Source organism: Bradyrhizobium brasilense, from assembly GCF_029714345.1.
Lineage (GTDB): Bacteria > Pseudomonadota > Alphaproteobacteria > Rhizobiales > Xanthobacteraceae > Bradyrhizobium > Bradyrhizobium australafricanum.
Window position 1 is genome coordinate 2,974,289 of sequence record NZ_CP121669.1, and the last position, 26,238, is coordinate 3,000,526.

General features: G+C 65.2%; 22 protein-coding genes and 1 other RNA gene. 16 read left to right on the plus strand and 7 right to left on the minus strand.

The window, feature by feature from the left end:
- Nucleotides 1-6: 6 nt before the first annotated feature.
- From QA635_RS13695 to QA635_RS13735, 9 genes are all read left to right on the plus strand, one after another.
- Entirely contained in the window at nt 7-990 is a 984-nt protein-coding gene (locus QA635_RS13695) for a hydroxyacid dehydrogenase (RefSeq protein WP_283069656.1), read from the plus strand.
- Between the two features lie 161 nt (nt 991-1,151).
- A complete protein-coding gene (locus tag QA635_RS13700; RefSeq protein WP_283069658.1) occupies nt 1,152-2,348 on the plus strand; it encodes an ABC transporter substrate-binding protein in 1,197 nt (398 codons plus the stop codon).
- An 18-nt stretch (nt 2,349-2,366) separates the two neighbouring features.
- A complete protein-coding gene (locus QA635_RS13705; RefSeq protein ID WP_283069660.1) occupies nt 2,367-3,224 on the plus strand; it encodes a branched-chain amino acid ABC transporter permease in 858 nt (285 codons plus the stop codon).
- A complete protein-coding gene (locus QA635_RS13710) occupies nt 3,224-5,023 on the plus strand; it encodes a branched-chain amino acid ABC transporter ATP-binding protein/permease (RefSeq protein ID WP_283069662.1) in 1,800 nt (599 codons plus the stop codon). The genes QA635_RS13705 and QA635_RS13710 overlap by 1 nt, the downstream gene beginning before the upstream one ends.
- Nucleotides 5,004-5,750, plus strand: coding sequence for an ABC transporter ATP-binding protein (locus tag QA635_RS13715; protein ID WP_283069664.1), 747 nt, complete (start codon nt 5,004-5,006; stop codon nt 5,748-5,750). The genes QA635_RS13710 and QA635_RS13715 overlap by 20 nt, the downstream gene beginning before the upstream one ends.
- Nucleotides 5,751-5,973: 223 nt before the next feature.
- On the plus strand, nt 5,974-9,213 hold the full coding sequence (locus QA635_RS13720) for an adenylate/guanylate cyclase domain-containing protein (protein WP_283069666.1): 3,240 nt from the start codon (nt 5,974-5,976) through the stop codon (nt 9,211-9,213).
- Nucleotides 9,214-9,253: 40 nt separating this feature from the next.
- The gene (locus QA635_RS13725; protein ID WP_283069668.1) at nt 9,254-9,895 is read left to right on the plus strand and encodes a hypothetical protein; all 642 of its coding nucleotides are present in this window, start codon (nt 9,254-9,256) and stop codon (nt 9,893-9,895) included.
- Nucleotides 9,855-10,493 carry a hypothetical protein gene (locus tag QA635_RS13730; RefSeq protein WP_283069670.1) on the plus strand — a complete coding sequence of 213 codons (639 nt, stop codon included), beginning with the start codon at nt 9,855-9,857 and terminating at the stop codon, nt 10,491-10,493. Before QA635_RS13725 ends, QA635_RS13730 begins: the two co-directional genes overlap by 41 nt.
- 170 nt (nt 10,494-10,663) lie before the next feature.
- Nucleotides 10,664-11,956, plus strand: a complete 1,293-nt coding sequence (locus tag QA635_RS13735) for an MFS transporter (RefSeq protein WP_141341109.1) — start codon at nt 10,664-10,666, stop codon at nt 11,954-11,956.
- A gap of 4 nt (nt 11,957-11,960) precedes the next feature.
- Here the strand turns inward: QA635_RS13735 and QA635_RS13740 are convergent, their stop codons facing one another.
- Nucleotides 11,961-12,572 (minus strand): TetR/AcrR family transcriptional regulator, encoded by a 612-nt coding sequence (locus tag QA635_RS13740; RefSeq protein WP_050385423.1) that lies wholly within the window; start codon nt 12,570-12,572, stop codon nt 11,961-11,963.
- A 156-nt stretch (nt 12,573-12,728) separates the two neighbouring features.
- Between QA635_RS13740 and QA635_RS13745 the strand changes: the two genes are divergently transcribed.
- The gene (locus tag QA635_RS13745) at nt 12,729-13,961 is read left to right on the plus strand and encodes a cytochrome P450 (protein ID WP_028332498.1); all 1,233 of its coding nucleotides are present in this window, start codon (nt 12,729-12,731) and stop codon (nt 13,959-13,961) included.
- 200 nt (nt 13,962-14,161) lie between these two features.
- Entirely contained in the window at nt 14,162-17,881 is a 3,720-nt protein-coding gene (locus tag QA635_RS13750; RefSeq protein ID WP_283069673.1) for an AsmA family protein, read from the plus strand.
- A gap of 64 nt (nt 17,882-17,945) precedes the next feature.
- On the opposite strand, the gene QA635_RS13755 is transcribed toward QA635_RS13750, so the two are convergent.
- The 6 genes from QA635_RS13755 to ssrA all read right to left on the minus strand — a co-directional run bounded on the left by QA635_RS13755 (nt 17,946) and on the right by ssrA (nt 21,683).
- Nucleotides 17,946-18,299 (minus strand): VOC family protein, encoded by a 354-nt coding sequence (locus QA635_RS13755; RefSeq protein WP_283069674.1) that lies wholly within the window; start codon nt 18,297-18,299, stop codon nt 17,946-17,948.
- Between the two features lie 55 nt (nt 18,300-18,354).
- Nucleotides 18,355-18,630: a ribbon-helix-helix domain-containing protein gene (locus QA635_RS13760; protein ID WP_024580116.1), complete on the minus strand. Its 276-nt coding sequence runs from the start codon at nt 18,628-18,630 to the stop codon at nt 18,355-18,357.
- Nucleotides 18,627-18,815 (minus strand): DUF4169 family protein, encoded by a 189-nt coding sequence (locus QA635_RS13765; protein WP_283069682.1) that lies wholly within the window; start codon nt 18,813-18,815, stop codon nt 18,627-18,629. The genes QA635_RS13760 and QA635_RS13765 overlap by 4 nt, the downstream gene beginning before the upstream one ends.
- A gap of 274 nt (nt 18,816-19,089) precedes the next feature.
- Nucleotides 19,090-20,508, minus strand: coding sequence for a class II fumarate hydratase (gene fumC, locus QA635_RS13770; RefSeq protein ID WP_283069683.1), 1,419 nt, complete (start codon nt 20,506-20,508; stop codon nt 19,090-19,092).
- Nucleotides 20,509-20,675: 167 nt separating this feature from the next.
- Nucleotides 20,676-21,179, minus strand: coding sequence for an SspB family protein (locus QA635_RS13775; RefSeq protein WP_283069685.1), 504 nt, complete (start codon nt 21,177-21,179; stop codon nt 20,676-20,678).
- A gap of 148 nt (nt 21,180-21,327) precedes the next feature.
- Nucleotides 21,328-21,683, minus strand: a transfer-messenger RNA (tmRNA) gene (gene ssrA, locus QA635_RS13780).
- An 89-nt stretch (nt 21,684-21,772) separates the two neighbouring features.
- Between ssrA and QA635_RS13785 the strand changes: the two genes are divergently transcribed.
- The 5 genes from QA635_RS13785 (at nt 21,773) to QA635_RS13805 (ending at nt 26,195) form a co-directional block, all read left to right on the plus strand.
- Nucleotides 21,773-22,384, plus strand: coding sequence for a chromate transporter (locus QA635_RS13785; protein WP_057015036.1), 612 nt, complete (start codon nt 21,773-21,775; stop codon nt 22,382-22,384).
- The gene (locus tag QA635_RS13790) at nt 22,381-22,914 is read left to right on the plus strand and encodes a chromate transporter (RefSeq protein WP_076824254.1); all 534 of its coding nucleotides are present in this window, start codon (nt 22,381-22,383) and stop codon (nt 22,912-22,914) included. The genes QA635_RS13785 and QA635_RS13790 overlap by 4 nt, the downstream gene beginning before the upstream one ends.
- A 93-nt stretch (nt 22,915-23,007) precedes the next feature.
- Nucleotides 23,008-23,508, plus strand: coding sequence for a tripartite tricarboxylate transporter TctB family protein (locus QA635_RS13795; RefSeq protein WP_283069688.1), 501 nt, complete (start codon nt 23,008-23,010; stop codon nt 23,506-23,508).
- Nucleotides 23,509-23,515: 7 nt separating this feature from the next.
- On the plus strand, nt 23,516-25,030 hold the full coding sequence (locus QA635_RS13800) for a tripartite tricarboxylate transporter permease (protein ID WP_018272999.1): 1,515 nt from the start codon (nt 23,516-23,518) through the stop codon (nt 25,028-25,030).
- Between the two features lie 184 nt (nt 25,031-25,214).
- Nucleotides 25,215-26,195, plus strand: a complete 981-nt coding sequence (locus QA635_RS13805) for a tripartite tricarboxylate transporter substrate binding protein BugD (RefSeq protein WP_057015039.1) — start codon at nt 25,215-25,217, stop codon at nt 26,193-26,195.
- The last annotated feature ends 43 nt before the right edge of the window (nt 26,196-26,238 follow it).

Consider the following 26,238-nt stretch of genomic DNA (forward strand, 5'->3'; position numbering starts at 1 on the left):
GGGATTGTGAAGGTGCTGCTCGCCCATACCCCGCAGATGCGCCGCGACTATTATGGCGAGCGCAGCCTGAACGGCCTGCGCGCGGTCGCCGACGTCGAGCTGCACGAGGGCGAGGAGGCGCTCGATGCGGCGGCGCTGGTCGAGGCCGCGGCCGATGTCGACATCATCGTCGCCGACCGCATGACGCAGGGGCGTGGGGAGATCTTTCCGCAGCTGCCGAAGTTGCGCGCCTTCGTGCGCTGCGCGGTCGATATCCGCAATATCGACGTGGCCGCGGCCTCCGCCGCCGGCGTGCTGGTGACGCAGGCGAGCGCCGGCTTCGTCCAGTCGGTCGCCGAGCTCGCGCTCGGCTTCATGGTCGATCTGTCGCGCGGCGTCTCGCGCGCGACCGCGGATTATCACGCGGGCAGGGCGCCCGAGGTCGTCATGGGCCGCCAGCTGGCGGGAAGCACGGTCGGCATCATCGGCTATGGCAGCGTCGGGCGCTATCTTGCCGGGATCGCAAAAGTGCTCGGCATGAGTGTGCTGGTCGCCGATCCCTACGTAACGATCGATGATGCGGCGATCGCGCATCTGCCGCTCGACGATCTGCTGGCGCGCGCCGACTACGTTGTCTGTCTCGCGATCGCCAACGCGCAGACCGAGAACCTGATCGGGCAGGCCGCACTGGCGCGGATGCCGAAGCACGCATTCTTCATCAACCTCTCGCGCGGAAACCTCGTCGACGAGGCGGCGCTGTCGGCCGCGCTGCGCGATGGCCGCATTGCGGGTGCCGCGATGGATGTCGGCCGCGCGTCGGACCAGATGCCGACGCCCGAGCTTGCGAAGCTGCACAATGTGATCGCAACGCCGCATGTCGGCGGCCTGACGCCGCAGGCGATCGAGCATCAGTCATCGGAGACGGTACGCCAGGTCGCGAAGATCATTGCCGGCGAGATACCCGTCGGCGCGGTCAATGCCGGCTACTGGACGCGGCGGCCTCGGCCATGAAAGTTTGGCGAAGCCCAATGTCGTCCGCGGGGCTGGACAAGAGCTTCGCATCCGGCCCAGACTTGGCCCGCATAACCGCGGCCCCTGAGCGCGCGGACAATCAATGAACGGACGTCCCGCAACAAACGACGGGCGCCGAGAGGGAAACAGGGAGGCATCACATGGCTATTTCACGCCGTGACGTTTTGTTGGGCAGCGCCGGTGCATTGAGCGCCGCATCATTTTCCTTCCCGGCGCCAGCCGTCGCACAATCGGAACCGATCAAGATCGGCTGTCTCGCGGCGATCACCGGCCCGAGCTCGGCGCCGACCGTCGGCTTCAATCGCGGCGTCAACTTCGCGGTCGACGCCATCAACGGTGCCGGCGGGGTGAAGGGCCGCAAGATCGAGCTCGTGATGCGCGATACCCAGGGCGATCCGACCAAGGCGGTGAACGCCACGCAGGAGCTGATCAGCCAGGCCAAGGTGCACGCGATCTGGGGGCCGCTGAACTCGGGCGAGGCGCTGGCGACGACGCCGATCATGGCGCGCGCCAAGATGCCGGACCTGCATCCCTGCGTCGTCGAGACCCTGATCGACCCGGTCAAGTTCCCCAACGCGTTCCGCATCGCGCCGTCGAACAACCAATGGGACGATGCCGTGCGCAATTACTGTCTCAAGATCCTCAAGGTGAAGAAGGTCGCCGTGATCGGCGACACCACCGGCTATGGCGTCACCGCGGTCGGCGCTTCCGTCGCGGCGTTCAAGAAGGACGGTGCCGAGGTGGCCTACCAGGCCAACATCGACGCCACGCAGCCCGACATGACGCCGGACATGCTGCGCGCCAAGAATGCCGGCGCGGAAGCGATCGTGGTGTGGAGCGTCTCGACCGGCATGGAGGCGCGCATGTTCAACACCCGCGCCGCGATGAACTGGGACGTGCCTTTTGTCGGGCATCCCTCGATGGCGTCGGGCGAGCTTGCGAGCCTGGTCGCCAAGCCGGAGAACTGGAAGAAGGTCTACGCGATCGGCTACAAGAGCTGCAGCTATGACGGCGCCGGCAAGCTGCCGCCGAAGAGCGCGGACCTGGTTGCGCGCCTGACCAAGGCCAACATCGCGCTGAACGACACGCTGTTGTGGTGGGTCGCGGGCGGCATCGATTGCATCGAGCTGATCGCCAAGGCGGTCGCCGAAAGCGGCTCGACCGACAGCGCCGGCATCATCAAGTACTGGAATACGCTGTCGACCTATCCCGGCTATTTCGGCAATTACCGCTTCTCGCCGACCGAGCACAACGGCTATTTGACCGAAGAGATCGTGATGTCGGAAGCCTCTACCGCCAAGGACGGCACCTTCGCGCTGGCGCCGGGGTATACATAGAAGGGCGAGGCGCAGCCGATGCTGGCCTCGATCCTTGCATCCGGTCTCGCGGCGGGCGCGATCTACGCGCTCGTCGGCGTCACCTACAACACGATGTTCTCGACCTCGCGGGTGATGAGCTTCACCGCCGGCCAGCTGGCGATGCTGGGCGGCGTGTTTGGTTCGATGTTCACGCTGAAGCTCGGCCTGCCCATTGCCGTCGGCTTCGTGCTGACGCTGCTCTGCTGCGCGGTGATTGGAATCATCACCGAATTCGTCGCGGTGCGGCCGGTGCTCAAGAGCCTCGACCAGCATCTCTATGTGCTCTCGACCCTCGCGGTCGCGCTGATGATCCAGCAAATCACCGCGATCAAATGGGGCACCGAGCCGCAGCCGTTCCCGCGCATCGCAGGATTCGGCGAGGGCCTTTGGGACGAGAAATTCTGGCTGCCGGTCCTCGCCTGTGCCGTCACCATCATCGGCCTTGAGTATCTCTACCGCCGCACCCTGGTCGGCCGCGCGTTCCTGGCCATCGCCGAGGATAATTTTGCGGCGCGGGCGCTCGGCCTGCCTGAGCGCAATCTGCGGGTCGCGAGCTACGCGCTTGCCGGCGTGGTCGGCGGCATCGCCGGGTTTTCCGGCGGCCAGTTGCTGCTCGCCTTCTTCGCCAACGGCGCGCTGCTCAATTTCTACGGCTTCGTGCCGGTGGCGCTGGGTGGGCTCGGCAACAACAGAGGCGCGATCATCGGCGGGCTGGCGCTCGGCCTGTTCCAGCAGGCCGCGAACTTCCTGGTCGGCGGCATCTTTTCCTCGGTCGCGGTGTTCACGCTGTTCATCGTGGTGCTGCTCGCCGCGCCGCAAGGGCTGTTCGGCGCCTCGACCGCGCGGAGGGTGTGATGACGTCGGTCGTGGCCACGCCGTCCCGAACCGACAGCGGCGTGTGGCGCGCCGCGCTGCCGCACGTCCTGCCGTTCCTCGGCATTCTGGTGGCGGCGGTGCTGCTGCCGTTCGTCAGCAACGATTACTGGGTGCTGATCGGCACCCGCATGGCGATCTACTGGGTGCTGGTATCGGGCCTCAATCTGGTGGTCGGCTTCGCCGGTCACCTTGCGATCGGCTATGTCGCGCTGCTGACGCTCGGCGCCTACACGACGAGCGTGCTGGTTGCCGGCAACGTGATGCCGGCGCTTCCGGTATTCGTCGCCTTGCCGATCGCCGGCCTGATCGGCGCGATCTTCGGCGTGGTGGTCGGCTTGCCGGCGCTGCGCCTGCGTACCTTCTACTTCGCCATGTCGACGCTCGGCTTTGCGACCATCGTGACCCAGATCGCGCTGGCCTGGCAGAGCGTGACCGGCGGCGGCATCGGCATTGCCGGTCCGGAATTCCCGCCGCCGTTCAACACGCCGTGGGGCTTCTACGCCCTCTGCATCGCCTTCGCCGCCTTGACCACCTGGATGAGCGCCAACGTCGCGCGCAGCCGGTTCGGCCGCGCGCTGATCGCGGTGCGCGATGCCGAGGTCGCCGCTGAGGCCAGCGGCATCTCCAAGCCGAAAATGCTGATCGCGATCTTCCTGTTCGCCGGCGCGCTGGCGGCGATCGCCGGCGGATTGTTCGCGACCCTGCAGACCTACATCACGCCTGATGCGTTCACCTTCGATCTCTCGGTGCTGTTCTTCATCGCGATCCTGATCGGCGGCCGCGGCTCGATCCTCGGGCCCATGCTCGGCACCATCATCCTGACCATCCTGCCCGAGATCGCGGCACCGCTCGCGGCGTGGTCGACCTTCCTCTACGCGGTGCTGCTGCTCGTGATCGTACTGGTGATGCCCGGTGGCATCGCGGCGTTGCTCGATTTCCGCAACCGTCGGCCGCTCGCCAGCAACCGTGCTATCGTTCCGCGGCCCGCTGCACTCGCCGACATCGTGCGCCGCAGGGACGGCGGCAAGACACTGCAATTGCGCGGCATCGCGCTGAGCTTCGGCAATGTGAAGGCGATCGACGGCCTCGATCTCGATATCGCGCCCGGCGCGATCCACGGGCTGATCGGACCGAACGGCAGCGGCAAGACCACGACGCTCAACGTGATCTCGGGCTACTATGCCGCCAAAGCCGGCACCATGACGCTTGGTGGCGAAGTCCTGGCCGCGGGTCAGCCGGTCAAGCGCGCCGCGTGCGGCATCGCGCGCACCTTCCAGACGCCGCGCGTGATCGGCGAAGCCTCGGTGCTGGAGAACGTCATGATCGGCGGCTCGATCGAGGGCCGGGCCAATTTCGTCGAGGCGATGCTCGCGCTGCCGCGCAACGGCGCCGACGAGCGTCTGCTCGCGGCCAAGGCGCACGCGCTGCTCGGCGTCGTCGGCCTCGAGGCGCTCGCCGACATCCGCGCCGATCGCCTGCAGCACAGCGAATTGCGCTTCATCGAGATCGCGCGGGCGCTGATGCTCGATCCGGACTTCCTGCTGCTCGACGAGCCCGCCGCGGGTCTCTCCAATGACGAGATCGAGCGGCTTGCCAGCCTGATCAAGGCGGTCTGCGGCCGCGGTACCGGTGTGCTGCTGGTCGAGCACCATGCCGATCTGATCTTCGATATCTGCCACCAGGTCACCGTGCTCAATCTGGGCCGGACGCTGGCGGCGGGAACCCCGGCGGAGATCCGCGTCCACAAGGAGGTCGTCAGTGCCTATCTCGGCGGCTGAACCGTTGCTCTCGGTCAATCGGCTGGAGTCCGGCTACGGCAAGATCCGTGTGCTGCACGGCATCGACATCGCGATTGCCGCCGGCGAGGTCGTGGCGCTGCTCGGGCCCAACGGGGCCGGCAAGACCACGCTGCTGCGCGCGATGTCCGGACTGTTGCCCGTCACTGCCGGACAGGTCCGGTTCGGCGACCGCGACATGACCAACGCCACGCCACGCGATGCCGCGCGGGCCGGGCTCGTGCATGTGATCGAGGGACATCGCGTGTTCACGCAGATCTCCGTGACCGACAATTTGCTGCTCGCAGGTTATGACCTGCCGCGCGCCGAGCGCGCCGTGCGCATCGAGGAGGCATTGGCGTTCTTTCCCGAAATCGCCGAGAAGCGGCATGAACGCGGCGGCGCGCTGTCGGGCGGGCAGCAGCAGATGCTGACGGTGGCGCAGGGCCTGGTCCGCCGGCCGCGGCTGTTGATGCTCGACGAGCCGTCCGCGGGACTGTCGCCGGTGCTGGTCGATCGCGTCCTCAACGTCATCGGCCGGCTGCGCGAGCAGGGCACCTCCGTGCTGCTGGTCGAGCAGCTCTTGGAGAAGGCGCTCGCCTGCGCCGATCGCGTCTACGCGCTGGTGCAGGGTGCGATCGCGCTGGAGGCGTCGACCGGAGAGAGCGACTTGGCGCATCGGCTCGAGCGCGCCTATTTCGGCCATGAGAGCCACGCGTTGCAGACTTAGCCAATGCAACCTGTGTGCTCGACGCCAACGGCGACGCAACTTGTGATCGGATGCGGCGTCGACTGCCGTTTTGGCGCAATCTGCACGTGCGCCATAAAATGGCACGACAGGTGCAGGCGGCTTTGCTAAGCTTCACAACGATACCCGATTGTGATCATTGTCGCGTTGTTTTTAAGACTTGTTGCTGTTGCCTGCGTCTGCAGCTCTCTTCAAGAGGCCTACGATGCAATGTTTGCGTTGCGGTTGTCAGAACAGGGCGACCAATGAGTATTGCGAAGGGTGCGGGGCCACTCTCGGAATTACGTGTGAAGCTTGCGGCCACCTGAACGGATCAAGCAGCCGCTTTTGCGGAAAGTGCGGCGCTGCGTTGGCGACGGCGATTGACGCGACCCGGGTTCAGCCGTCGCACGAGCATGCCCTGAGGAGCTTGCATGCCAAGGGTGGGGAGCGGAAGCGCCTCACGATCCTTTTCGCTGATATCAGCAACTCGACGGGCATCATCGATAGCCTCGGAGATCCCGAACTGGGCATGCGCCGCTTGCAGCCGGTACTCGACCTGATGAACGAGGCGGTTCACCGCTACGGCGGCGTCGTCAACAAGGCCCAGGGCGACGGCGTCATGGCGATGTTCGGCGCCCCGCAGCCTCATGAGGATCACGCCGTTCGGGGCTGTCTCGCGGCGCTGGCGATGCAGGATGACGTCAAGCGCCTGCATGACGTCGATATGCAAATCCGCGTCGGCGTCCACACCGGTGAGGTCGTCTTCCAGGCCATCGAGCACGGCATCTATCAAACCTATGACGCCGCGGGCGCGAACGTGCACCTCGCCAGTCGACTGGAGCACCTTGCCGAGCCCGGCACCATTCTGGTCTCGAGGGAAACCTACGCTGTCGCGAAGCAGTTCGTGGAGGTGGAGTCGCTTGGCGAGCAGGCCATTCGAGGGCTGGCGGCCCCCATCGAGGTGCTCAGGCTGAGGGGCCTCCAGCATGCGCCGTCGAGCGGTGTGTTCCGGACCGGACGACGGTTGAGTCCCTTGACCGGCCGCGCCGACGAGTTTGCGGCGCTGACGGCTGAACTCGAGAACACCCGCAAGGGAGATGGCCGGGCGATCGGTGTCGTTGGCGAAGCCGGCATAGGAAAGAGTCGCCTTTGCTTCGAATTTGCCGAGAGTTGTCGCAGCAAGGGCATCCGCGTCTTTGAGGCGCGTGTGCTCGCGCACGGCCGCGCAACGCCGTTTCAGCCGGTGCTGGCGCTGCTTCGGGATATTTTCGGCCTTCGCATCAAGGAGGAAGCGCCGGACGTCTCGCGCCGCCGTGTCTTCGACCGGTTGGCGGCAATGCCGGTCTCCGATCATCTGGCACCCGTGCTGCTGGAATTCCTCGGTCTGGCGGACCCGCACCAGCCCGCGCCGAAACTGGATCCCAAGGCCCGCAAGGCCCAATTGCTCGATTTCGTCGGCGAACTGGTACGCGCCGCACCTCGTGACAATGTGACGGTCGTCCTGATCGACGATCTGCACTGGATCGATCCGGCGAGCGAGGAGTTCGTCGAGGCCCTTGCCGACGCCGTGGTCGGAACCACGACGATGCTGCTGGTCAATTTCAGGGCCGGATTGAGCGCGCCGCTGATGCAGCGGTCGCATTACCGGCAGATCAACATGGCTCCGCTTGGGCCCGCGGAGGCGCAATCGATCTTGCGCGATCATTTTGGTACCGACCCGTCGCTGGCGCTGTTGAGCCGGAACATCGTCGAGCGCGCGCACGGCAATCCGTTCTTCCTGGAAGAGCTCATGAGCGCCCTCGTCGAGCGCGGCGACTTCGAGGGCGAGAAGGGCGCGTACCGGCTGAAGGGCGGCATCGACACAATTCCGCTTCCGACGACCGTGCAAGCAGTGGTCGCGGCGCGCATCGATCGCCTCGACGAACACGCAAAAAGAGCCCTTGAGGTCGCTTCGGTTGCCGGGCGCGAGATTTCGTTGTCGGTTCTCGATGCCGTTGCCGGACTGGCGAAGGCCGAGCTGCTGGAAGCCGTGGGACATTTGCGACGCGCCGAATTGCTCTACGACGTGCCTCCCTTTGAGCAGCGGCTGATCGCGTTTCGTCATCCGCTGATCCAGGAAGTCGCTTATCTGTCGCTGTTGCACGAACGGCGCCGCGAGCTTCACGCGGCCGTCGCGCAGGCGATCGAGAAGCTGTTCAAGGATCGCGCCGAGGAACGGGCGTCGCTTCTCGCCTACCATTGGGAGCATGCCGGCGAACATTTGAAGGCGGCGCAGCAGCACATGCGCGCGGCGGTCTGGGTCGGCGCGAACGATCCCAGTCAGGCCTTGCGAAGCTGGAAGAAGGTGCGTGAACTCCTGACGCACCAGCCTCCGTCGCAAATGACCGACTATCTGAAGATGATGGCCTGCGGCCAGATCGTGAATTTCGGCTGGCGCGAGGGAATTTCCGCCGCCGATGCGCAGGTCTATTTCGAGGAAGCCCGCGGCCTCGCGCTCGCGATGGGGGACCTGCGCGCCAACACGCTGATTCACGCTGCCTACGGCCGGATTTTGGCGAATGGCGGCTCGGCCGACGAATATGTCGAGCGGGTGCTGGAAGCCAAGGCGCTTGCCGACACCGGCACCGACTCCAGCGTCCAGGTCACGCTGAAGGCCATTCTCTGCCACGCGCTCCGGCTCTCGGGGCGGATGTCGGAGGCGCTGCAGATGAACATGGAGGCGGCCGCACGCGCCTCGGAGATCGTGAAGTCGGACCGGGAGACGCTTGGATTCGACGTCGAGGTCTGGCTGACCGCCATGCGCGGGCAGACGCTCGTGATGCTGGGGCGCGGGTCCGAGGCCCGGCCGCTGCTCGATCGCGTGCTGCAACTGGATGGCAGCCAGGTCGATGCCATTCACTACGTCATTCCGAGCCTCGCCTATGTCGACCTCGCCTGGTCCGAAGGCGACGTCGGACTGGCCCAGCACCACGCCGATCGCGCCTTCTCGCTCGCGGTCAAAAGCGGCAATCCATATTTGCGCGTCTACGCCCAGGCCAGCCGCGGCCTGTCCCATATGGTGGCAGGCCGGATCACATCATCGATCGAGGATCTGACGGCCGCGCTCGACTTCGCGCGAACTCGCAAGGCCGGCCTCGAAAACGAAGCACGGATTCTCGCCGATCTGGCGAACGCGTATCGGCAGAAGGGAGATGCGGCGGCAGCGTTGTCCGCCGTCGACGAGGCGATTGCGGTTGCGGTCAAGCGGCACGCGCGCATTCCGGAATGCCTTGCCCGATCGGTTCGCGCCGATCTGCTGTTGCGCTCCGGGCGCGGCAATGAGGCCGAGGAGAGCACGAAGGAACTGGATCGCGCGACCGCGCTGCTTCACGAGACCGGCGCAATGATCTTCGCGCCCTTTGTCGGTGGCGCGGGAAAGACGGTCAAAGCGAGTCGAAGTTCGAACGAAGCCAATAATATTTGAGTTGCGAGTGAAATTGTTCTGATCCCATTCGGATGATCTCATGTTGTTCGCGAATGTGACGGGCGAACCGGTCGGCAAAGGAAGCGCCCGCGCGTGCAGGGACGCGCTCCTTTGCGAGATCCTGGCCGATTTCAGGCGTGCGTTTTCCGATCTGCTTTTCGAGCTCGACGAAGGAAGCGCAACCGTCAATGCTCAGGCCTTCATTCGTGGCAACGACCGCGTCGTGCGGATCTATGGCGGACTGGCTTACCACGCGGCGATGAACGCCGACGGCCTTGTCTTCGCCCTGCTTCACGAAGTCGGACACCATCTGTCGAAAGGCGGCCGGCTCGCCGCCAATTCCGAGCTCGGTTGCGAGTGCGCGGCGGACCGCTGGATTCTCGCCAAGGGCGCAGCCCGGTTACGCAAGCAGACCGGGCGCACGCTCTCGATTCAGCGCGCGGTATCGAGCATCGAGCAATTGACCGCGCTTGCCGCCTGCGGCCTGGGAGCTCGCAAGCGCGGTCCAAGCGTGTGCTGGGCCGATCATTGGCCGAGGCGCAAACGCGTACTGGTTCGACCGGAGGCCGCGCCGGCAATTCCGCGGTGCTATCTGTCCGAGTTTTTACGACTGAATCAAATTGCACAAAGGGAGACGACAAATGGGTGCGCTACTTCCCGTCGGCAGCGGTCCCGATGCTGAAATCGTGGACCGGCTGAATGAGCTCTTCAGCGGCAAGGATCTGGCTACTCTTCGCAAGCACAACAAGAAAGAAAAGCTGTTTGATCCGAGCCACAGGTTGCGGCGCGTCGCGTTCCGCATCGGTGCCTATCCGAGCAAGGATTACGGGAAGGATGATGCCAAGCGGAAATGGTTCTTCTTTCTCCACCATGTGCTGCCTCAGGAGACGCAGGAGGCGATCAAGAAGATCCTGGGCGACGCGATGACCCGAACCGCGATCAAGGCGGTGAAGTTCTCGGTTGAGGAAAACAGCGTGGTGACCCATCCGCATCTGTTTCCGAGCAACAACGAGCCGCTCGCGAACTACCTGAATGGGGCCGGCACCGCCTATCTTGTCCATCTGGTCGTGCAAGGGCCGATGGATGACAGCGCCGAAGATCCGCCCGGCGACAACGACCCAGACAGCGGTGAACAGCCGATCGCCTGGCCCGAGCTTTCGCTCCGCAGGCCAACGTTCAGGCGCACCAAATCAGGCGGCGGGAAGCGCGCCGGCAAGAAGAAGGTCGTTAGCAAGAAGAAGGCAGCCAAAAAGGCGGCTAAGCGTCCGCGCAAGCGTTGACGAGGCGATCACGGCGGTTGATTGTGGCGGCAAGGGTCGACGGATACGTCGGCCCTTCTGTCTCCAGGTCGTCCTGAAATCTGGCTGGTGGCAGCGCCTGCTGCCGGCTGCCCAAAGTCCGCTACGGCGCCGGTCCAGCCTGTTCCGTTGCGGATGGAATGCTGCCTCCGATGCGACTTCCCTTTTTCTACGGCTGGATCATCGTCGCGGTGACCTTCGTCACCATGGCGATCGGCGTCAACGCGCGTACGGCGTTCTCGCTGTTCTATCCGCCGATCATCTCGGAATTCGGCTGGGAGCGCGGCATCACGGCGGGCGCCTTCTCGTTCGGCTTTGTCGCCTCGGCGATCGCAAGTCCGCTGATCGGCCGGTTGATGGACCGCGGCGGTCCGCGCGCAGTGATGGAGCTTGGCGTGCTCTTGATGGGCTCGGGTCTGCTGTTGGCGCCGCTGACGACGCAGCCCTGGCACCTCTATCTCACGATCGGCGTGCTGGTCGGCGCTGGCAGCGTCTGCCTCGGCTATTCCGGACAATCGCTGTTCGTGCCGAACTGGTTCCTTCGCCGCCGCGGACTCGCGATCGGGCTCGCCTTCGCCGGCGTCGGTATCGGCTCGGTGACGCTGCTGCCGTGGGTGCAGCACATGATCGAGCACACCGGCTGGCGCACCGCCTGCACCGCAATGGGGATCGTGGTGCTGGTCGTGCTCGCGCCGATCAATCTCTTGCTGCACAAGCGGCCGGAGGACATCGGCCTGCAGCCGGACGGCGATGCCGCACCGACGGCGACGTCAGCCAGGCCGGCATCGAATATCGTCGACCCGGTGTGGGCCGGCACCGACTGGACGCTGTCGCGTGCGCTGCGCACCGCGCGGTTCTGGTGGATCGCGATCGGTTATTTCTGCGGCCTGTACATCTGGTACGCGGTGCAGGTGCATCAGACCAAATTCCTGCTCGACATCGGGTTCAGCTCCAGTGTTAGCGTCTGGGCGCTTGGCGTCGTCAGCCTGCTCGGCATTCCCGGCCAGATCTGGCTCGGGCATCTCTCCGATCGCATCGGCCGGGAATGGGTGTGGGCGATCTCCTGCTTCGGCTTCGTGATCTGCTTCGCCGCGCTCGCCGCCTTGAAATACTGGCCCAACATGGCGCTGATCTATCTCATGGTCTTCACCCAGGGCGCGCTTGGTTATGGCCTGACATCCGTGATGGGACCGGTCGTGCTGGAGATCTTTCAGGGCAAGCATTACGGCAGCATCTTCGGCACCGTGATGCTGGCTGCGCTCGCCGGCGGCGCTGCGGGCCCCTGGATCACCGGCCAGCTCTATGATCTCTCGGGCAGCTATACCAGCGCCTTCCTGCTCGGGATCGCCGTCAGCCTGCTGTCGGCATTTGCGATCTGGCAGGCCTCGCCCCGCAAGGTCCGCGCCGTCGCCGGACAGGTGCACAAGGTCGCAAGCGCGGCCTGACGCGTCAGGCTGCCGAAACGCCGATCGCGCGCTGCAGGTCGGTGATCGCGCGCAGGCAGCTGTCGGCGGGGGTGGTTTCCGGATCGATCAGGCGGTGCAGGCGGAAACCATCTTCCAGCGCCAGCACGATCGCTCCGGTCCAATCCGGATCGAGCCTGCCGTTCCTGCCGCTATTCTTCTGCGCAGTCGTGACGATGTCGGCGATCAGCTTGCGCCGCGCGCGCAGGCGCTTGGCGAGCTCGGGCCGGCGCTTCTCGGCGCGCGCCACGAACAGGATCATCTCCATGTGCAGGAGAGGGGAGCGGCCGAGCGGATCCTGCCGGCTGCGATCCATGGTGCGCAGCGCCTCGAGGAAGTCGGCCAGGTTGCTGTGCCGGGCGAGCAAATCGAGATTGCGCCGGATCGATTGCTCGACGTGATCCTCGAGCATCGCGAAGATCAGCTCGTCCTTGCTCTTGAAGTTCGAATAGAAGGCGCCGCGGGTGAAGCCCGCCGCGGCCGCAATCGCCTCGATGCTGGCGCCGCCGATGCCCTGTTCCTCGAACACCCGCGCCGCCGCCTCGAACAGCTTCTCGCAGGTGTCGTCCCGTGTCGGTCTGGTTCGAACCCTTGACATCGGCGCATTTTAGGGCACAATGCAACTCGATACAAGAGTGTATCGAGTTGCATTCGACAGAACCAGAACAGCCGCATCCGTGATGATGCGGACTTGAGGATGACACCAGGGCACGCCAGGCTGCATGCACCGGCGTAGCGAGCGAACGAGGTCACCATGAACGAGCAAGTTCAGCCGGCGAGCGGCGAGCCGCTTTTCAATCCACTGGCGCCTGAATTCATTCGCAATCCCTATCCGTATTACGAGCGGCTACGCCGCCTCGATCCGATGCATGTCAATGTGCACGGCGCCTTCGTCGCCAGCCGGCACGCCGAGGCGAGCCTCGTGCTGCGCGACAAGCGGTTCGGCAAGGATTTTGCCGAGCGCTCGATCCGCCGCTACGGTCCGAAGATCATGGAGGAGCCGGTCTTCCGCAGCATGAGCCACTGGATGCTGCAGCAGGATCCGCCCGACCACACCCGCCTGCGCGGCCTTGTCGTCAAGGCCTTCACCGCGCGGCGGGTCGAGGACATGCGGCCGCGCATCCAGCACGTCGTCGACGAGACGCTCGACCGCATCATTCCGCAAGGCAAGATGGACCTGATCGAGGATTTCGCGTTCCGCCTGCCGGTCACGATCATCTGCGACATGCTCGGCATCCCCGAGGAACACCGCGAGGCCTTCTACAACGGTTCGCGCGATGGCGGCCGTATCCTCGAGCCGGTGCCGCTGACGCCCGAGGAAATCAAGCAGGGCAACGCCGCCAATGCGATGGCGGCGATGTATTTCCATCAGCTGTTCGAGCTGCGCCGCAAGCAGCCCGGCGACGACCTCACCACCCAGTTGGTGCAGGCCGAAGAGGACGGCCAGAAGCTCACCAATGAGGAACTGACCGGCAACATCATCCTGCTGTTCGGCGCCGGCCACGAGACGACCGTGAACCTGATCGGCAACGGCCTGCTGGCGCTGTTCCGCAACCCGGACCAACTCGCGCTGCTGAAGGCCAATCCCGGCCTGATCACCAATGCGATCGAGGAGTTCCTGCGTTACGATTCCTCGGTGCAGCTGACCGGCCGTGTCGCGCTGGAGGACATCGACGACCTCGGTGGCAAGCGCATCCCGAAGGGCGAGAGCGTGCTGTGCCTGCTCGGCTCGGCCAATCACGACGAGGCTGTCTACCCCGATCACCCCGAAAGGCTCGACATCCGGCGGCCGAACGTCAAGCCGCTGTCGTTCGGCGGCGGCATCCATTTCTGCCTCGGCGCCCAGCTGGCGCGGATCGAGGCCGAGATCGCGATCTCGACACTGCTGCGCCGGATTCCCGACCTGCGGCTCGATGACGCGGAAAATCCGGAGTGGCGGCCAACCTTCGTGCTGCGCGGGCTGAAGCGGCTGCCGGCGAGCTGGTGACGTTCCCGCGGGGCAGCGATCCGCGGCGAGGCCGGCACACGCACGCTTGAACGGGAAATCCACCATCTGTCCGAAGTCCCAGCAGTAAACCGGCTGTGACTTCGCCGTAGTTGTCTCTATATTTGGGTTGCTCCGGCCAGAGGTTGGCAAAGGGTTCAGCATGAGGAGGCTGCCCCGGAGCTGGCTCAAAGGGAGACACCGTGCAGACGACGCTGCTCGGCCTGGCAATTGCCTTCATTCTTGCACTGGTCGCGGCGCTGGTCGGTCCATATTTCGTTGACTGGAACCAGTTCCGGCCGCAGTTCGAGGCGGAGGCGTCCAAGATTATCGGCGTGCCGATTCGCGTCGCCGGCAATCTCGACGCGCGACTGCTGCCGGCACCCTCGCTGCGGTTGAAGACGGTCACCGTCGGCGGCGCCAACGACCTCGGCAAGATTCGGGCTGCCAATCTCGACGTCGAGTTCAGCCTGAGCTCGCTGATGCGCGGCGAGTGGCGCGCGAACGAGCTCACCGTCAACGGCGTGTCGCTCGATCTCGGGCTCGACCCGAAAGGGCGGATCGACTGGTCGCCGTCGAGCGGGAGCTTCAACCTCGCTTCGCTGGCGATCGACCGGCTCAACCTGACCGGCCGCATCGGACTGCATGATGCCGCGAGCCGCAGCACGCTCGAGCTGAACGACATTGCCTTCAGCGGCGACGTCCGCTCGCTGGCCAGCGCGATCCGCGGTGACGGCAATTTCATGTTCGACGGCAACCGCTACCCGTTTCGGGTCTCCTCGGGGCAAAGCGCCGATGGCAGCGGCACCCGCCTGCACTTCAGCGTCGATCCCGGGCAGCGGCCGGTGTCGGCCGATCTCGACGGCATCCTGACCTTCGAGGCCCGCGCGCCGCGGTTCGAGGGCACACTGACGCTGGCGGGTGCGCCCGGTCAGCGCGGCGGCGATGCGCCGCCATGGCGGATCGCAGCCAAGGTGAAATCGGACTATTCGGCGGCACGGCTCGACCAGATCGAATTGAGCTATGGCGCCGAGGACCGTGCGCTGAAGCTCGCCGGTAATGGCGATCTGCGTTTTGGTGCGTCGCCGCTGCTGCGCGCCTCGCTTACGGCGCGGCAGCTCGACGGCGACAAGTTCGCCGCCAAGGATAGCGCCAAGGATAGCAACAACGGCAATGTCGAGCCGGTCCGCGTGCTGCCGGCCATGCGCGCGGTGTTGTCGGGTCTTCCGCAAAGCCCGATACCGGCGCAGCTGGAGCTGGCGTCCGAGCAGATCATGCTCGGCGGCCGTCCGTTGCAGGACATCTCGGCGGAGCTGCGATCGGATGCGAAATCCTGGACGGTGCGCCGGCTGGAATTTCGCGCGCCGGGATCCACGCGGGTCTCCATGAGCGGTGCCAGCGCGCAAGCCGGTGCAGCGAACAGCTTCAAGACCGCGCTCAACATCGAATCGTCCGATCCCGACGCGCTGATGACCTGGCTGCAGGGGCGCGGCGACGTCACCTATCGCAGCCAGAAGCCGCTGCGGTTGCGCGGCGACGTCATGGTGTCGCCATCAGGCTTTTCGATCGACGCGATGAAGGCGGAGATTGAGGGCGGCACGCTCGAGGGCCGCGTCGCGGTTACGCACCGCGAGGCGACCAGCGGCTCGAAGGTCGAGGCGCAGTTGAAGGCGGAGCGGCTCGATCTCGACGCGACCGCGGCATTGATCCGCTCGCTGGCCGGTCCGCAAGGCGAATGGCCCGACGAGGCGCAGCTGTCGCTCGACGTCGGGCGCGCGGTCTCTTCCGGGCAGGAATTGCGGCCGCTGCTGGCGAAGATCGCCTATAGCCCGAAGAATATCGTGCTCGAGCGCGTCAAGATCGGCCAGCCCGACAACGTCACGCTGGACGGCAATGGCAATTTCGACCGCGCTAATTCGACCGGCAAGCTCGCGGTCGACGCGACCGCCGCGTCGCTTGGCCGGCTGACCGCTGTGGTTCAGCCGTTCGCGCCGGCGCTGGCCGCGCGGCTTGGCGTGCTCCGCGCGGCTGCCGGCCCGGTTCGCGCCAGGCTCGCGCTCGACCTCGGCAAGGGCAAGGCGGCCGATCGCGTCAGCGCGCGCGCGACGCTCGATCTCGACACGCCGCAGCTCAAGGGCAATACGGTGATCTCGGCGACGCCGCAGGTGGCCGCGATCCGTGCGCTGGATTTCGATGCACTTCGCCGCAACGAGGTTGCAGCGGAGACGAAATTCTCGGCCGGCGATGGCAACGCTTTGCTGGCGCTGCTTGGGCTTGACCATGCGGTCGCAGCCGGTGCCGGTTCGACGCAATTCGAGGGCACGGCGATCGGCGCGTGGGGCGCGCCGTTGCGGCTGAAGGCAAGGCTCTGGGGCGCAGGGCTCGACGCGGATGCCGAAGGGACCGCGGAGCCTTGGACCAAGGACGGGGCCAACGCGGGCAAATCCAGCATCAGCCTCCGCGTCCGCAGCGCCGACATCAGTCCGCTGCTCAATCTGAAACCAGCCGATCCGGTCGCAAACATCCGCCTGTCGTCGAAGCTGACGCTCGCGGGCGACAGGCTGACCTTCGACGATCTCGACAGCATCATCGCCGGTTCTCGGCTGCGCGGCCATCTGGCGCTGACGCTCGCCGATCAGAAAAGCGTCGACGGCGAAGTTGGTCTCGATCAGATCACGCTGGCGCCGATTTTCGCGGCCGCGATCGGCGCGGCCGGTCACGATGCGACGGAGCCGCTCGGCCAGGGGCTCACAAGCGCCTGGCGCGGCAAGGTCACGTTCGAAGCGCTGCATGGCCTGCTGCCGGGTGGCGCCGAGCTGCAGCCGGTCAGCGGCACCATCAGGTCGGACGGGCAATCGCTGACCTTCGACGGCATCAAGGGCAAGATCGGCGGTGGCGAGGCGACCGCCACCATCGATGCGCGACAGGGCGCCAACGGACTTGCGCTCAGCGCCAATGTGCAGCTGTCCGGCATCGACAGTTCAGCCTTGCGCTACCGCAGTCTCGCGATGCCCAAGGGACGCGCCTCGATGCAGATGACGTTGTTGACGCAGGGCCGCAGCGCCTCGGCCTTGACCGGCGCGCTGTCCGGCAGCGGCACCGTGACGCTGGAGGGGCTGAGCCTTCCGGGCCTCGATCCGCGCGCCTTCGAGGTTGCGATCCGCGCCAGCGATTCCGGGCAGGCGACCGACGACACGCGGCTGCGGCAGATCGTCGAACCGGTGCTCGCGAGCGGCGCGCTGTCGATCGCTTCGGCGCAAATCCCCTTCAACATCCGCGACGGCCGCCTCCGGGTCGGCGCCACCACGCTCGCGGCGAACGGCGCCAATGCGATCGTATCCGGCGGCTACGACATTCCGGCCGACCAGGCCGACATCCGCGCCGCCCTGGCATCGACGCAGGTCGGCACGGCCAACAGCCGACCGGAAATCCAGCTGCTTGCCGTCGGTACGCCCGATGGATTGTCGCGCAGCATCGACATTGCGGCGCTGTCGTCGTGGCTTGCGGTGCGCGCGATCGATCGGGAGACCAAGCGGCTCGACGCCATCGAGCGCGGCGAACCGGCGCCGCCGCCGACCCAAACGGCGCTTCCGCATCCGGCCGAGCCGGCGCCGGATGCATCCAACCCGAATTCGGCGGGAGTGCCTTCCGCCAACTTGCCGGGGCCTGGCCCTGACCCGCGCCGCGTGCCGGCGAAGCCGAAGATCGTTGCGCCGCGGCCGCCGACTGTCCCGCCGGTTGCCACCGCACCCGCCATTGTGCCGCCCGCGTCGGTTGCGAGCCAGCCGCAGCTGGCGCCGCTGCCGCCGCCGATCGAGGTCAAGCCGGCGCCCGGCGCGGCCAGGCCAAAGCCGCTGCGGCCGCCGCTGTCGCTGACGCCGCAGGTCGCCAATCCATCGCAGCGGCCGGCGATGCAGAACTAGACGCGCTTTCAAGCGAAGCGGGCACCGGTTCGCGTCAAGACAGCGCGTCAAACGAAGCGCTGGCTCATGATCGGTGCTGGAGAATATTGATCAGCTTGCCGAAGGGATCGCGGACGAAGAAGCGCCGCACGCCCCACGGCTCGTCCGCCGGTCCGTATTCGATCGCGATGCAGGCTGCCTTCATTCGGCGCAGGGCCTCGTCGAGATCGTCAACCTCAATGGAGAGATCAGGCACCGGCGTGCCGGAGCCACCTTCGGAAGCGAAGCTGATTTGAGCCTGCATTGTTTCGGATGAGCCGTAAGTCGCAACCCAACCGAAATCCATCAGGGGCTCGAGGCCAAGCACGTCGCGATAGAGCGACTTCGCTGCCGCTGTGTCCGGTGCGGCAACGTTCGCGACGATCCGATTGACCCTCATGCTGAGCCCGCGCAGCGGAACGACCGTCAACTGGTGGCGACGGTCGGAGAGGCCGTCAGGCCTGCTGACGCGTGTCGACCTGTTGCGGCCTGACATCCGTGGGCACCGCCGGCGTGGCGCGCGAGCGGAAGTAGTCGAGCACGAACAGCCGGATCGCGGAGGACAAATTGCCCTGCTGACGGTTGTTGTCGATCTCGCCGACCAACTCCGACAGCGTCATGTTCCGCAGACCGGAAATCTCCTTCATGCCATTCCAGAAGGCTTCTTCGAGGCTGACGCTGGTCTTGTGTCCGGCGACGACGATCGAGCGCTTGACGACGGGAGACTTCATGATGCGTCTCCATTTTCGATGCGGTGCTGATCGAGCACACGCGCGTTGCGCTTGCCGAGGAATTCGTCACGCGCTCGTTCGGATTTGGTGCGACCGAATAGCGCACGATTGGCTTCGGCCTGCTTCGCTGCTTGTTCGCGCTCACCGCGCTTCTTGAATCGTTTCAAGTTGACCACGTCGCCCATGCTCGTCGTCCTCATCGTCCCCAGAGCGGAATTGGTGATGCATCGTGACGAAAGCAAGAGCAACTGCGCTACGCGCCCGGCTCGATATCCATCCCGAATCCCCGTTTGATGCCCTGATAGCATCAAAGAATCCGTTTCGCTCTGCGAAAACTAGACGTCTGTACCATGCGCCAGCGCAGAGCTCATAGGTAACGCGCCTTAGTCTTTAGGCGTTATGATCGATAATTATATCACGCGCGCTGACCGTAATTATCCGGACAATGCGCGCTTCGCTTTAGCCCGGGTGTGTCATTTTGTCCGGCTGCACGAGGCGATCAAATTCATCCGCGGAAACAAATCCGAGCCGCAAAGCCTCTTCCTTCAGCGTCGTTCCGCGCGCATGCGCCGACTTGGCGACCTTGGCTGCGTTGTCGTAACCGATCTTCGGTGCGAGTGCGGTGACCAGCATCAGCGAGCGCTGCATCAGTTCGTTGATGCGCTTTTCGTCGGCGCGTATTCCGACAACGCAATGCTCGGTAAATGAGCGGACAACGTCAGACAGCAACTGAATGGAATTTATCATACAGTATGCCAACACAGGCTTGTACACGTTCAACTCGAAATGGCCCTGGCTGCCGGCGACGGTGATCGTGGTCTGATTGCCGAACACCTGGCAGCAGACCATGGTCATGGCTTCGCACTGGGTCGGATTGACCTTGCCCGGCATGATCGACGAGCCCGGCTCGTTCTCGGGCAGGATCAATTCGCCGAGGCCCGAGCGCGGGCCCGAGCCGAGCAAGCGAATGTCATTGGCGATCTTGAACAGGCCGGTCGCCACCGAGTTGATCGCGCCGTGCACCAGCACATAGGCGTCGTTGGAAGCCAGCGCCTCGAACTTGTTGGCCGCGCTGGTGAACGGCAGCTTGGTGATCTTGGCGACGTGGCGCGCGAAGGTTTTCGCAAATCGTGGCTTCGAGTTGAGGCCGGTGCCGACGGCGGTGCCGCCCTGCGCGAGCGGAAACAGATCCTTCACCGCGACGCGCAGCCGCGCGATGCCGCTCTCGACCTGCGCGGCGTAGCCGGAGAATTCCTGGCCGAGCGTCAGCGGCGTCGCATCCTGGGTGTGGGTGCGCCCGATCTTGACGATCTTGGCAAACGCCTTCTCCTTCTTGCGCAACGCGCGAAGCAGTTCGGTGAGTGCTGGAATCAGATCGGCGACGATGCGGCTCGCTGCGGCGATATGCATCGCGGTCGGAAACGAGTCGTTCGACGACTGACTCATGTTGACGTGATCGTTCGGATGGATCGGCTTCTTGGCGCCAAGCTCGCCGCCGAGCATCTGGTTGGCGCGGTTGGCGATCACCTCGTTCGCGTTCATGTTGCTCTGCGTGCCCGAGCCGGTCTGCCAGACCACCAGCGGGAAATTGTCGTCGAGCTTGCCTTCGATCACTTCCTTGGCTGCGCGGATGATGGCGCCGGCGCGGCGCGCATCGAGCTGGCCGAGCTCGCGATTGGTCTCCGCGGCCGCAAGCTTCACGATGCCGAGTGCATGGACGATCGCGATCGGCATGCGGTCGTGGCCGATCTTGAAATTCTGCCGCGAGCGTTCGGTCTGCGCGCCCCAATAGCGGTCGGCGGGAACGTCGATCGGACCGAAGCTGTCGGTCTCGCTGCGGGTCTTTGCCTTGGAGGGGATCGTCGATCGAGCCATCATGCTTTCCGTGGATGCTTGCCGTTGCGTCGTCAAAACGTGGCCCCGCGCGGCAACGCGACAGCGTCCGCGTGAAGGGCACGTTCATGCAGAAGGTAGGCCGGGATGACGATTTGTCATCCCGATCCCGGCAGGCATCCTACAAGGTCGAGGCGTGATCTGCGCTTAGATTATTTCTTGCGGAAGCGGTCCAGCCGCACGACCTCGGCGCCTTCGCTGGGCTTCGCGGGCTCCTGCTCGGTCTCGGCGCTCTCGGTCGCAGGGGCGGGCAGGGGAGAGGCCGGTGCGGTGGCGGGAGGGGCTTCTTCGGACAGTGCGTCCGAGACATCGAAGCGCAAATCGAACGGCGCGGACGGATCGAGGAAGCGCGTCACCGCGGCGAACGGCACGGTCAGCCGCTCGGGAATCCCGCCGAACGACAGGCCGACCTCGAAGCGATCCTCGGTCACCACCAGATCCCAGAACTGGTGCTGCAGGATGATGGTCATCTCCTCCGGATACTGCGCGAGCAGCCGGGGCGACAGCTTCACGCCGTCGCCGTGCGACAGGAAGGTGATGTAGAAATGGTGCTCACCTGGCAGGCCATGTTCGGCGGCGTCGGACAACACCCGGCGCAGCACCCCGCGCAGCGCATCGCGCGCCAGCACGTCATATCGGATGTGATCGGTCGCCATGGTGATCCTGTCGCTTCGAAAATGCCCGCCGGGGCGGCGCCGGACCGTCCGACTCGCCCTTTTGCCATGCTACCCCGCCGGGAGCCGGAAATCAGCAGGGCTGGCCGCTGAAATGCGCGCAGACGCCCGATTGGGAAACAAGGGATAAAGTGGAGGCTTCTGTTGCCAGGTGCCTCCGAACCCCGCCTAGCGGAGCTTAACCCGCTAGGACTTTAAGATGGTCTTTCAAACTGCGTTACGCAGCCTGAGCAACCGGAGCAAAGTTGTCGTTGGCAACTATTGCATTGGCCCGATGTCGGCGGAACCATACCGAGAAAAAACACGCCCTTTACGCCCTCGTCGATCCTATTTCGCCCCCGCCGAAAGCCACCGCGACGGATGGATTTTGGTGGAGGCGCCGGGTACCGCCCCCGGGTCCGAATGGTTTATTGCGACGGTCATTTATTTCCATAGCCGGCGAACCGGCACCCCCAATATAGCGGCAAAGTCTTAGAAAAACAGAGCCGATTCAGGTCCTTTCGGCTGTGAAAACCCGCCGATTTGGGGTTGGCCAAGGTCTTGGCGCTGTCCCGGCGCTGATCTAGGTTTTGTCCATGCCCCCGGATTCTCCGCCGGTTGCCGCCCCGGCGCCGGATGCCTCCGCACCATCGCCGCCCCACCAGCCCGGCCTGCTCGAGCTGTTCCTGGCCTTTGCCAAGATGTCGCTAGCCGGCTTTGGCGGGGTTCTGGTCTGGGCCCGGCGCGCGATCGTCGAGCAGCACCGCTGGATGACCGCGGAGGAGTTCAACGAGACCTTCGCGCTGTGCCATTTCCTGCCAGGTCCGAACATCGTCAACCTGTCGGTCGTATTCGGCTCGCGCTTTCGCGGCATAGCCGGCGGGCTCGCCGCCTTCGCCGGGCTGGTCGGGCCGCCGATGGTGATCGCGACCATCCTTGCCGCGCTCTATGCCCGTTACGGCGACATCGACGTGCTGCGCCGGACGCTCGCCGGCGTCGCCTGCGCCGCGGTCGGGCTGCTGTTCGCCGTCGTCTTCAAGATGATGATGCCGCTCCTGAAGCGGCGCGATGTCACGGGCCTCGTCATTCTGGCTGCTGTTTTCGTCGCGATCGGACTGATCCGCTGGCCGCTCCAGATCGTGCTGCTGGTGGCGATCCCGCTCAGCATTGCGACGACGGTCCTGGCCCGCCGCATGGTGCGGGCATGAGCTCGGAGTCCAACCCGATCGCGGCGCTGGTCTGGACCTTCGGCCTGATGTCGCTGTTTGCGGTCGGCGGCGCCAATTCGGCGATTCCCGAAATGCACCGTGCCGCCGTCGACGTGCATCACTGGCTGACCGACAAGCAGTTCGCCGACGTATTCGCGATCTCGCAGCTCTCGCCGGGGCCGAACGTGCTGATCGTGACCTTGATAGGCTATTCTGTCGCAGGCGTGGCCGGGGCGTTGGCCGCTACGGTGGCGATGTGCGGACCGACCGCGCTGCTTGCCTATTATGTGAGCCGTTTCCTCGATCGCTCGCGCGAGGCGCGCTGGCCGGCGATGATCCAGGCGGCACTGGTTCCGCTGTCGATTGGTCTGATGGCGGCCTCCGGCCTGATCGTGGCGCAGACCTCAGACCAAAGTTGGATCGCGGTCCTGATCACCATTGTCGCGGCCGCGCTTGCTTTTGCGACGCGGATCAACCCTTTGTGGATGTTGCTGGCCGGAGGCCTCTTGGGTTTCGCTGGCGTTATCTGACGAAAATCGCTAGCAAGGCTTTCGGTCAACGCACCACAAACCAAGCCATTCAATCAAAACGGGCGGGACAGCCCTGACGGGGGAAGCGAAGTCATGAGCGATACGCCGAGCGAGGCGCCGGTCAAATCGATCTTGCCGAAATGGGTGCGCGGTCCGCAGGATTTTGTCGGCGGGCTCGCCATGATGGCGGTTGCGCTGTTTGCCTTGTGGGCCTCGAGCGATTTGCAGGGCATGCACGGATTTTCGTTCGGCGCCGGAACCGCGCCGCGCATGTTCGCCGTGCTGCTGCTGTTGCTCGGCGGTGGTGTCGCGCTGATGGGAGTTCTGCAGGCCGGCCCGCATATTGCGGCCTATTCCTGGCGCGGCCCGTTGTTCGTATCCGCCGCAATCGTGTTCTTCGCATTGGCGATCCGGCCGCTCGGGCTTGTGGTCTCCGCCTTTGCCGCCTTCATGATCGCGGCGATGGGCTCGCAGGAGACGAAATTGGTCGAGGCCATCATTGTCGGCGCCTGTCTGACCCTCGGCTGCGCGCTGCTTTTCCCCTATGTGCTGGGACTTCCGATGCCGATGTTCCCGCGTTTCCTGATCCAGTGAGGGCGTGATGGAACTGTTTGCCAATCTCGCCCACGGTTTCGCGGTCGCATTCTCGCCGATCAACCTTCTGATGTGCCTGATCGGCGCACTGGTCGGCACGCTGGTCGGCGTGCTGCCGGGCATCGGCACCATCGCCACCGTCGCCATGCTGCTGCCGATCACCTTCGGCCTGCCGCCGGTCGGTGCGCTGATCATGCTCGCCGGCATCTATTACGGTGCGCAATATGGTGGTTCGACCACCTCGATCCTGGTCAATATTCCGGGCGAGGCGACCTCCGTCGTCACCGCGCTCGACGGCCACCAGATGGCCAAGCAGGGCCGCGCCGGTCCGGCTCTGGCGATCGCCGCGATCGGCTCGTTCTTCGCCGGCTGCGTCGCGACCGTGCTGATCGCCGTGCTCGGCGCGCCACTGACCAAGCTCGCGCTGGCGTTCGGCCCGGCTGAATATTTCTCGCTGATGGTGCTCGGCCTGATCTTCGCGGTGGTGCTCGCCAAGGGCTCGGTGCTGAAGGCGATCGCGATGATCGTGTTCGGCCTGTTGCTGTCGATGGTCGGTTCCGACATCGAGACCGGCGCCTCGCGCATGGCCTTCAACATCCCCGAACTCGCCGACGGTCTCGGCTTTGCCACCGTGGCGATGGGCGTGTTCGGCTTCGCGGAGATCATTCGCAACCTCGACCACGGCGCCGAGATGAACCGCAACCTGGTGCAGCAGAAGATCACCGGTCTGATGCCGACCAGGAAGGACATCGCGGATTCCACGCCTGCGATCCTGCGCGGCACCGTGCTCGGCTCGATCCTCGGCATCCTGCCGGGCGGCGGCGCCGTGATCGCCTCGTTCGCGGCCTATACGCTGGAGAAGAAGCTGGCGAAGGATCCGAAGCGGTTCGGCCGCGGCGCGATCGAGGGCGTGGCGGCGCCGGAAAGCGCCAACAACGCCGCGGCGCAGACCTCGTTCATCCCGCTGCTCACGCTCGGCATCCCGCCGAACGCGGTGATGGCGCTGATGGTCGGCGCGATGACCATCCACGGCATCGTGCCGGGTCCGCAGGTGATGCAGAAGCAGCCCGATCTGGTCTGGGGCATGATCGCCTCGATGTGGATCGGCAATCTGATGCTGATCATCATCAACCTGCCGTTGGTGGGCATCTGGGTCCGTCTGCTGCGCGTGCCGTACCGGCTGATGTTCCCCTCGATCGTGGTGTTCTGCGCGATCGGCATCTATTCGGTGAACAACGCGCCGGTCGACGTCGTGCTCGCCGGCGTGTTCGGCCTCGTCGGCTATTGGCTGATCAAGCACGATTTCGAGCCGGCACCGCTGCTGCTCGGCATGGTGCTGGGCCCGCTGATGGAGGAGAACCTGCGTCGTGCGCTGTTGATCTCGCGCGGCGACTGGAGCGTGTTCGTCTCGCGGCCGCTGTCGGCGGTGCTGCTGGCGATCGCGGCCGGTCTCCTGGTGCTTGCCGTGCTGCCGACCTTGCGTGCCAAGCGCGACGAAGTGTTCGTGGAGTCCGAGGGCTAGAGCATGATCCGGAAAAGTGTGAAGCGGTTTTCCGGATAGATCATGCTCAAACAGGGAGCGCCGGCCCTGCGTCGGCGCGCCGCAGGCGGAAGTCGAATCGACACTCGATGTCGTCCCGTGAAATGAAAATGCCGGCCGATTTGGCCGGCATTTTTATTGGTCAAACGTTCCGGGAGGAATTGAGATGATGTCCATTCGCTCGCTTGCGGGCGCATGCCTTTCGGCATTTGTCGCGCTCGGCGCTTTCGCCGTGCCGGCGTCCGCGCAAAACTATCCGACCCGCACCATCACCATGATCGTGCCGTTCGCAGCCGGCGGCCCGACCGACGTCATTTCGCGCATCGTCACCGCGCACATGGCGCAGACGCTGGGACAGAGCATCGTGATCGAGAACGTGGTCGGCGCCGGCGGCACCACCGCGACGACGCGCGCCGCACGTGCCGCCAATGACGGCTATACGTTGATCACAGGGCATATGGGCACGCACGCCGCCTCGGTGCCGCTCTATCCGAAGCTTGCCTACCACCCGGAAAAGGATTTCGAGCCCGTCGCGCTGCTCGCCGGCACGCCGATCCTGATCCTTGCCCGCAAGGACTTCCCGCCGAAGGATCTCAAGGAGTTCGTCGCCTACGTGAAGGCCAATGCCGAGAAGGTCAACGCCGCGCATGCCGGCATCGGCTCGGTCTCGCACGCCTCCTGCGAGCTCCTGAACTCGATCCTCGGTGTCAAACCGGTCGGCGTGCCCTTCAACGGCACCGGCCCGGCCATGAATGCGCTGGTCGCCGGCCAGGTCGATTACATGTGCGACCAGATCGTCAACGCGGTGCCGCAGATCAACGCCGGCACCATCAAGGCCTATGCGGTCGCCACCCCCGAGCGCAACCCGTCGCTGCCCAATGTGCCGACCACGACGGAAGCCGGCTTGCCGGCATTCCAGGCCCAGGCCTGGAATGCGATTTTCGCGCCGAAGGGAACTTCGCCCGCCATCATCGCCACGTTGAATGCCGCGGCCATCAAGGCGCTTGACGATGAGAATGTCCGCAAGCGCCTGCTCGACCTCGGCAGCGTGATCCCGGCGCCCGCCAACCGTACGCCGGAGGCGCTCGCGACGCTCGTCAAGAACGAGATCGCGAAGTGGACGCCGGTGCTCAAGCCGGCAACTTAATCCAGTACAATCAGGCAGATAGGGCAGGGGCGGGACGCGAGTT

Bases quoted from the DNA above. Each gene is read 5' to 3' on its own strand.
- QA635_RS13700 (WP_283069658.1), top strand. From the start codon at position 1,152: ATGGCTATTTCACGCCGTGACGTTTTGTTGGGCAGCGCCGGTGCATTG.
- QA635_RS13705 (WP_283069660.1), top strand. From the start codon at position 2,367: ATGCTGGCCTCGATCCTTGCATCCGGTCTCGCGGCGGGCGCGATCTAC.
- QA635_RS13710 (WP_283069662.1), top strand. From the start codon at position 3,224: ATGACGTCGGTCGTGGCCACGCCGTCCCGAACCGACAGCGGCGTGTGG.
- QA635_RS13720 (WP_283069666.1), top strand. From the start codon at position 5,974: ATGCAATGTTTGCGTTGCGGTTGTCAGAACAGGGCGACCAATGAGTAT.
- QA635_RS13725 (WP_283069668.1), top strand. From the start codon at position 9,254: ATGTTGTTCGCGAATGTGACGGGCGAACCGGTCGGCAAAGGAAGCGCC.
- QA635_RS13730 (WP_283069670.1), top strand. From the start codon at position 9,855: ATGGGTGCGCTACTTCCCGTCGGCAGCGGTCCCGATGCTGAAATCGTG.
- QA635_RS13735 (WP_141341109.1), top strand. From the start codon at position 10,664: ATGCGACTTCCCTTTTTCTACGGCTGGATCATCGTCGCGGTGACCTTC.
- QA635_RS13740 (WP_050385423.1), bottom strand. From the start codon at position 12,572: ATGTCAAGGGTTCGAACCAGACCGACACGGGACGACACCTGCGAGAAG.
- QA635_RS13745 (WP_028332498.1), top strand. From the start codon at position 12,729: ATGAACGAGCAAGTTCAGCCGGCGAGCGGCGAGCCGCTTTTCAATCCA.
- QA635_RS13755 (WP_283069674.1), bottom strand. From the start codon at position 18,299: ATGAGGGTCAATCGGATCGTCGCGAACGTTGCCGCACCGGACACAGCG.
- QA635_RS13760 (WP_024580116.1), bottom strand. From the start codon at position 18,630: ATGAAGTCTCCCGTCGTCAAGCGCTCGATCGTCGTCGCCGGACACAAG.
- QA635_RS13765 (WP_283069682.1), bottom strand. From the start codon at position 18,815: ATGGGCGACGTGGTCAACTTGAAACGATTCAAGAAGCGCGGTGAGCGC.
- fumC (WP_283069683.1), bottom strand. From the start codon at position 20,508: ATGATGGCTCGATCGACGATCCCCTCCAAGGCAAAGACCCGCAGCGAG.
- QA635_RS13775 (WP_283069685.1), bottom strand. From the start codon at position 21,179: ATGGCGACCGATCACATCCGATATGACGTGCTGGCGCGCGATGCGCTG.
- QA635_RS13785 (WP_057015036.1), top strand. From the start codon at position 21,773: ATGCCCCCGGATTCTCCGCCGGTTGCCGCCCCGGCGCCGGATGCCTCC.
- QA635_RS13790 (WP_076824254.1), top strand. From the start codon at position 22,381: ATGAGCTCGGAGTCCAACCCGATCGCGGCGCTGGTCTGGACCTTCGGC.
- QA635_RS13795 (WP_283069688.1), top strand. From the start codon at position 23,008: ATGAGCGATACGCCGAGCGAGGCGCCGGTCAAATCGATCTTGCCGAAA.
- QA635_RS13800 (WP_018272999.1), top strand. From the start codon at position 23,516: ATGGAACTGTTTGCCAATCTCGCCCACGGTTTCGCGGTCGCATTCTCG.
- QA635_RS13805 (WP_057015039.1), top strand. From the start codon at position 25,215: ATGATGTCCATTCGCTCGCTTGCGGGCGCATGCCTTTCGGCATTTGTC.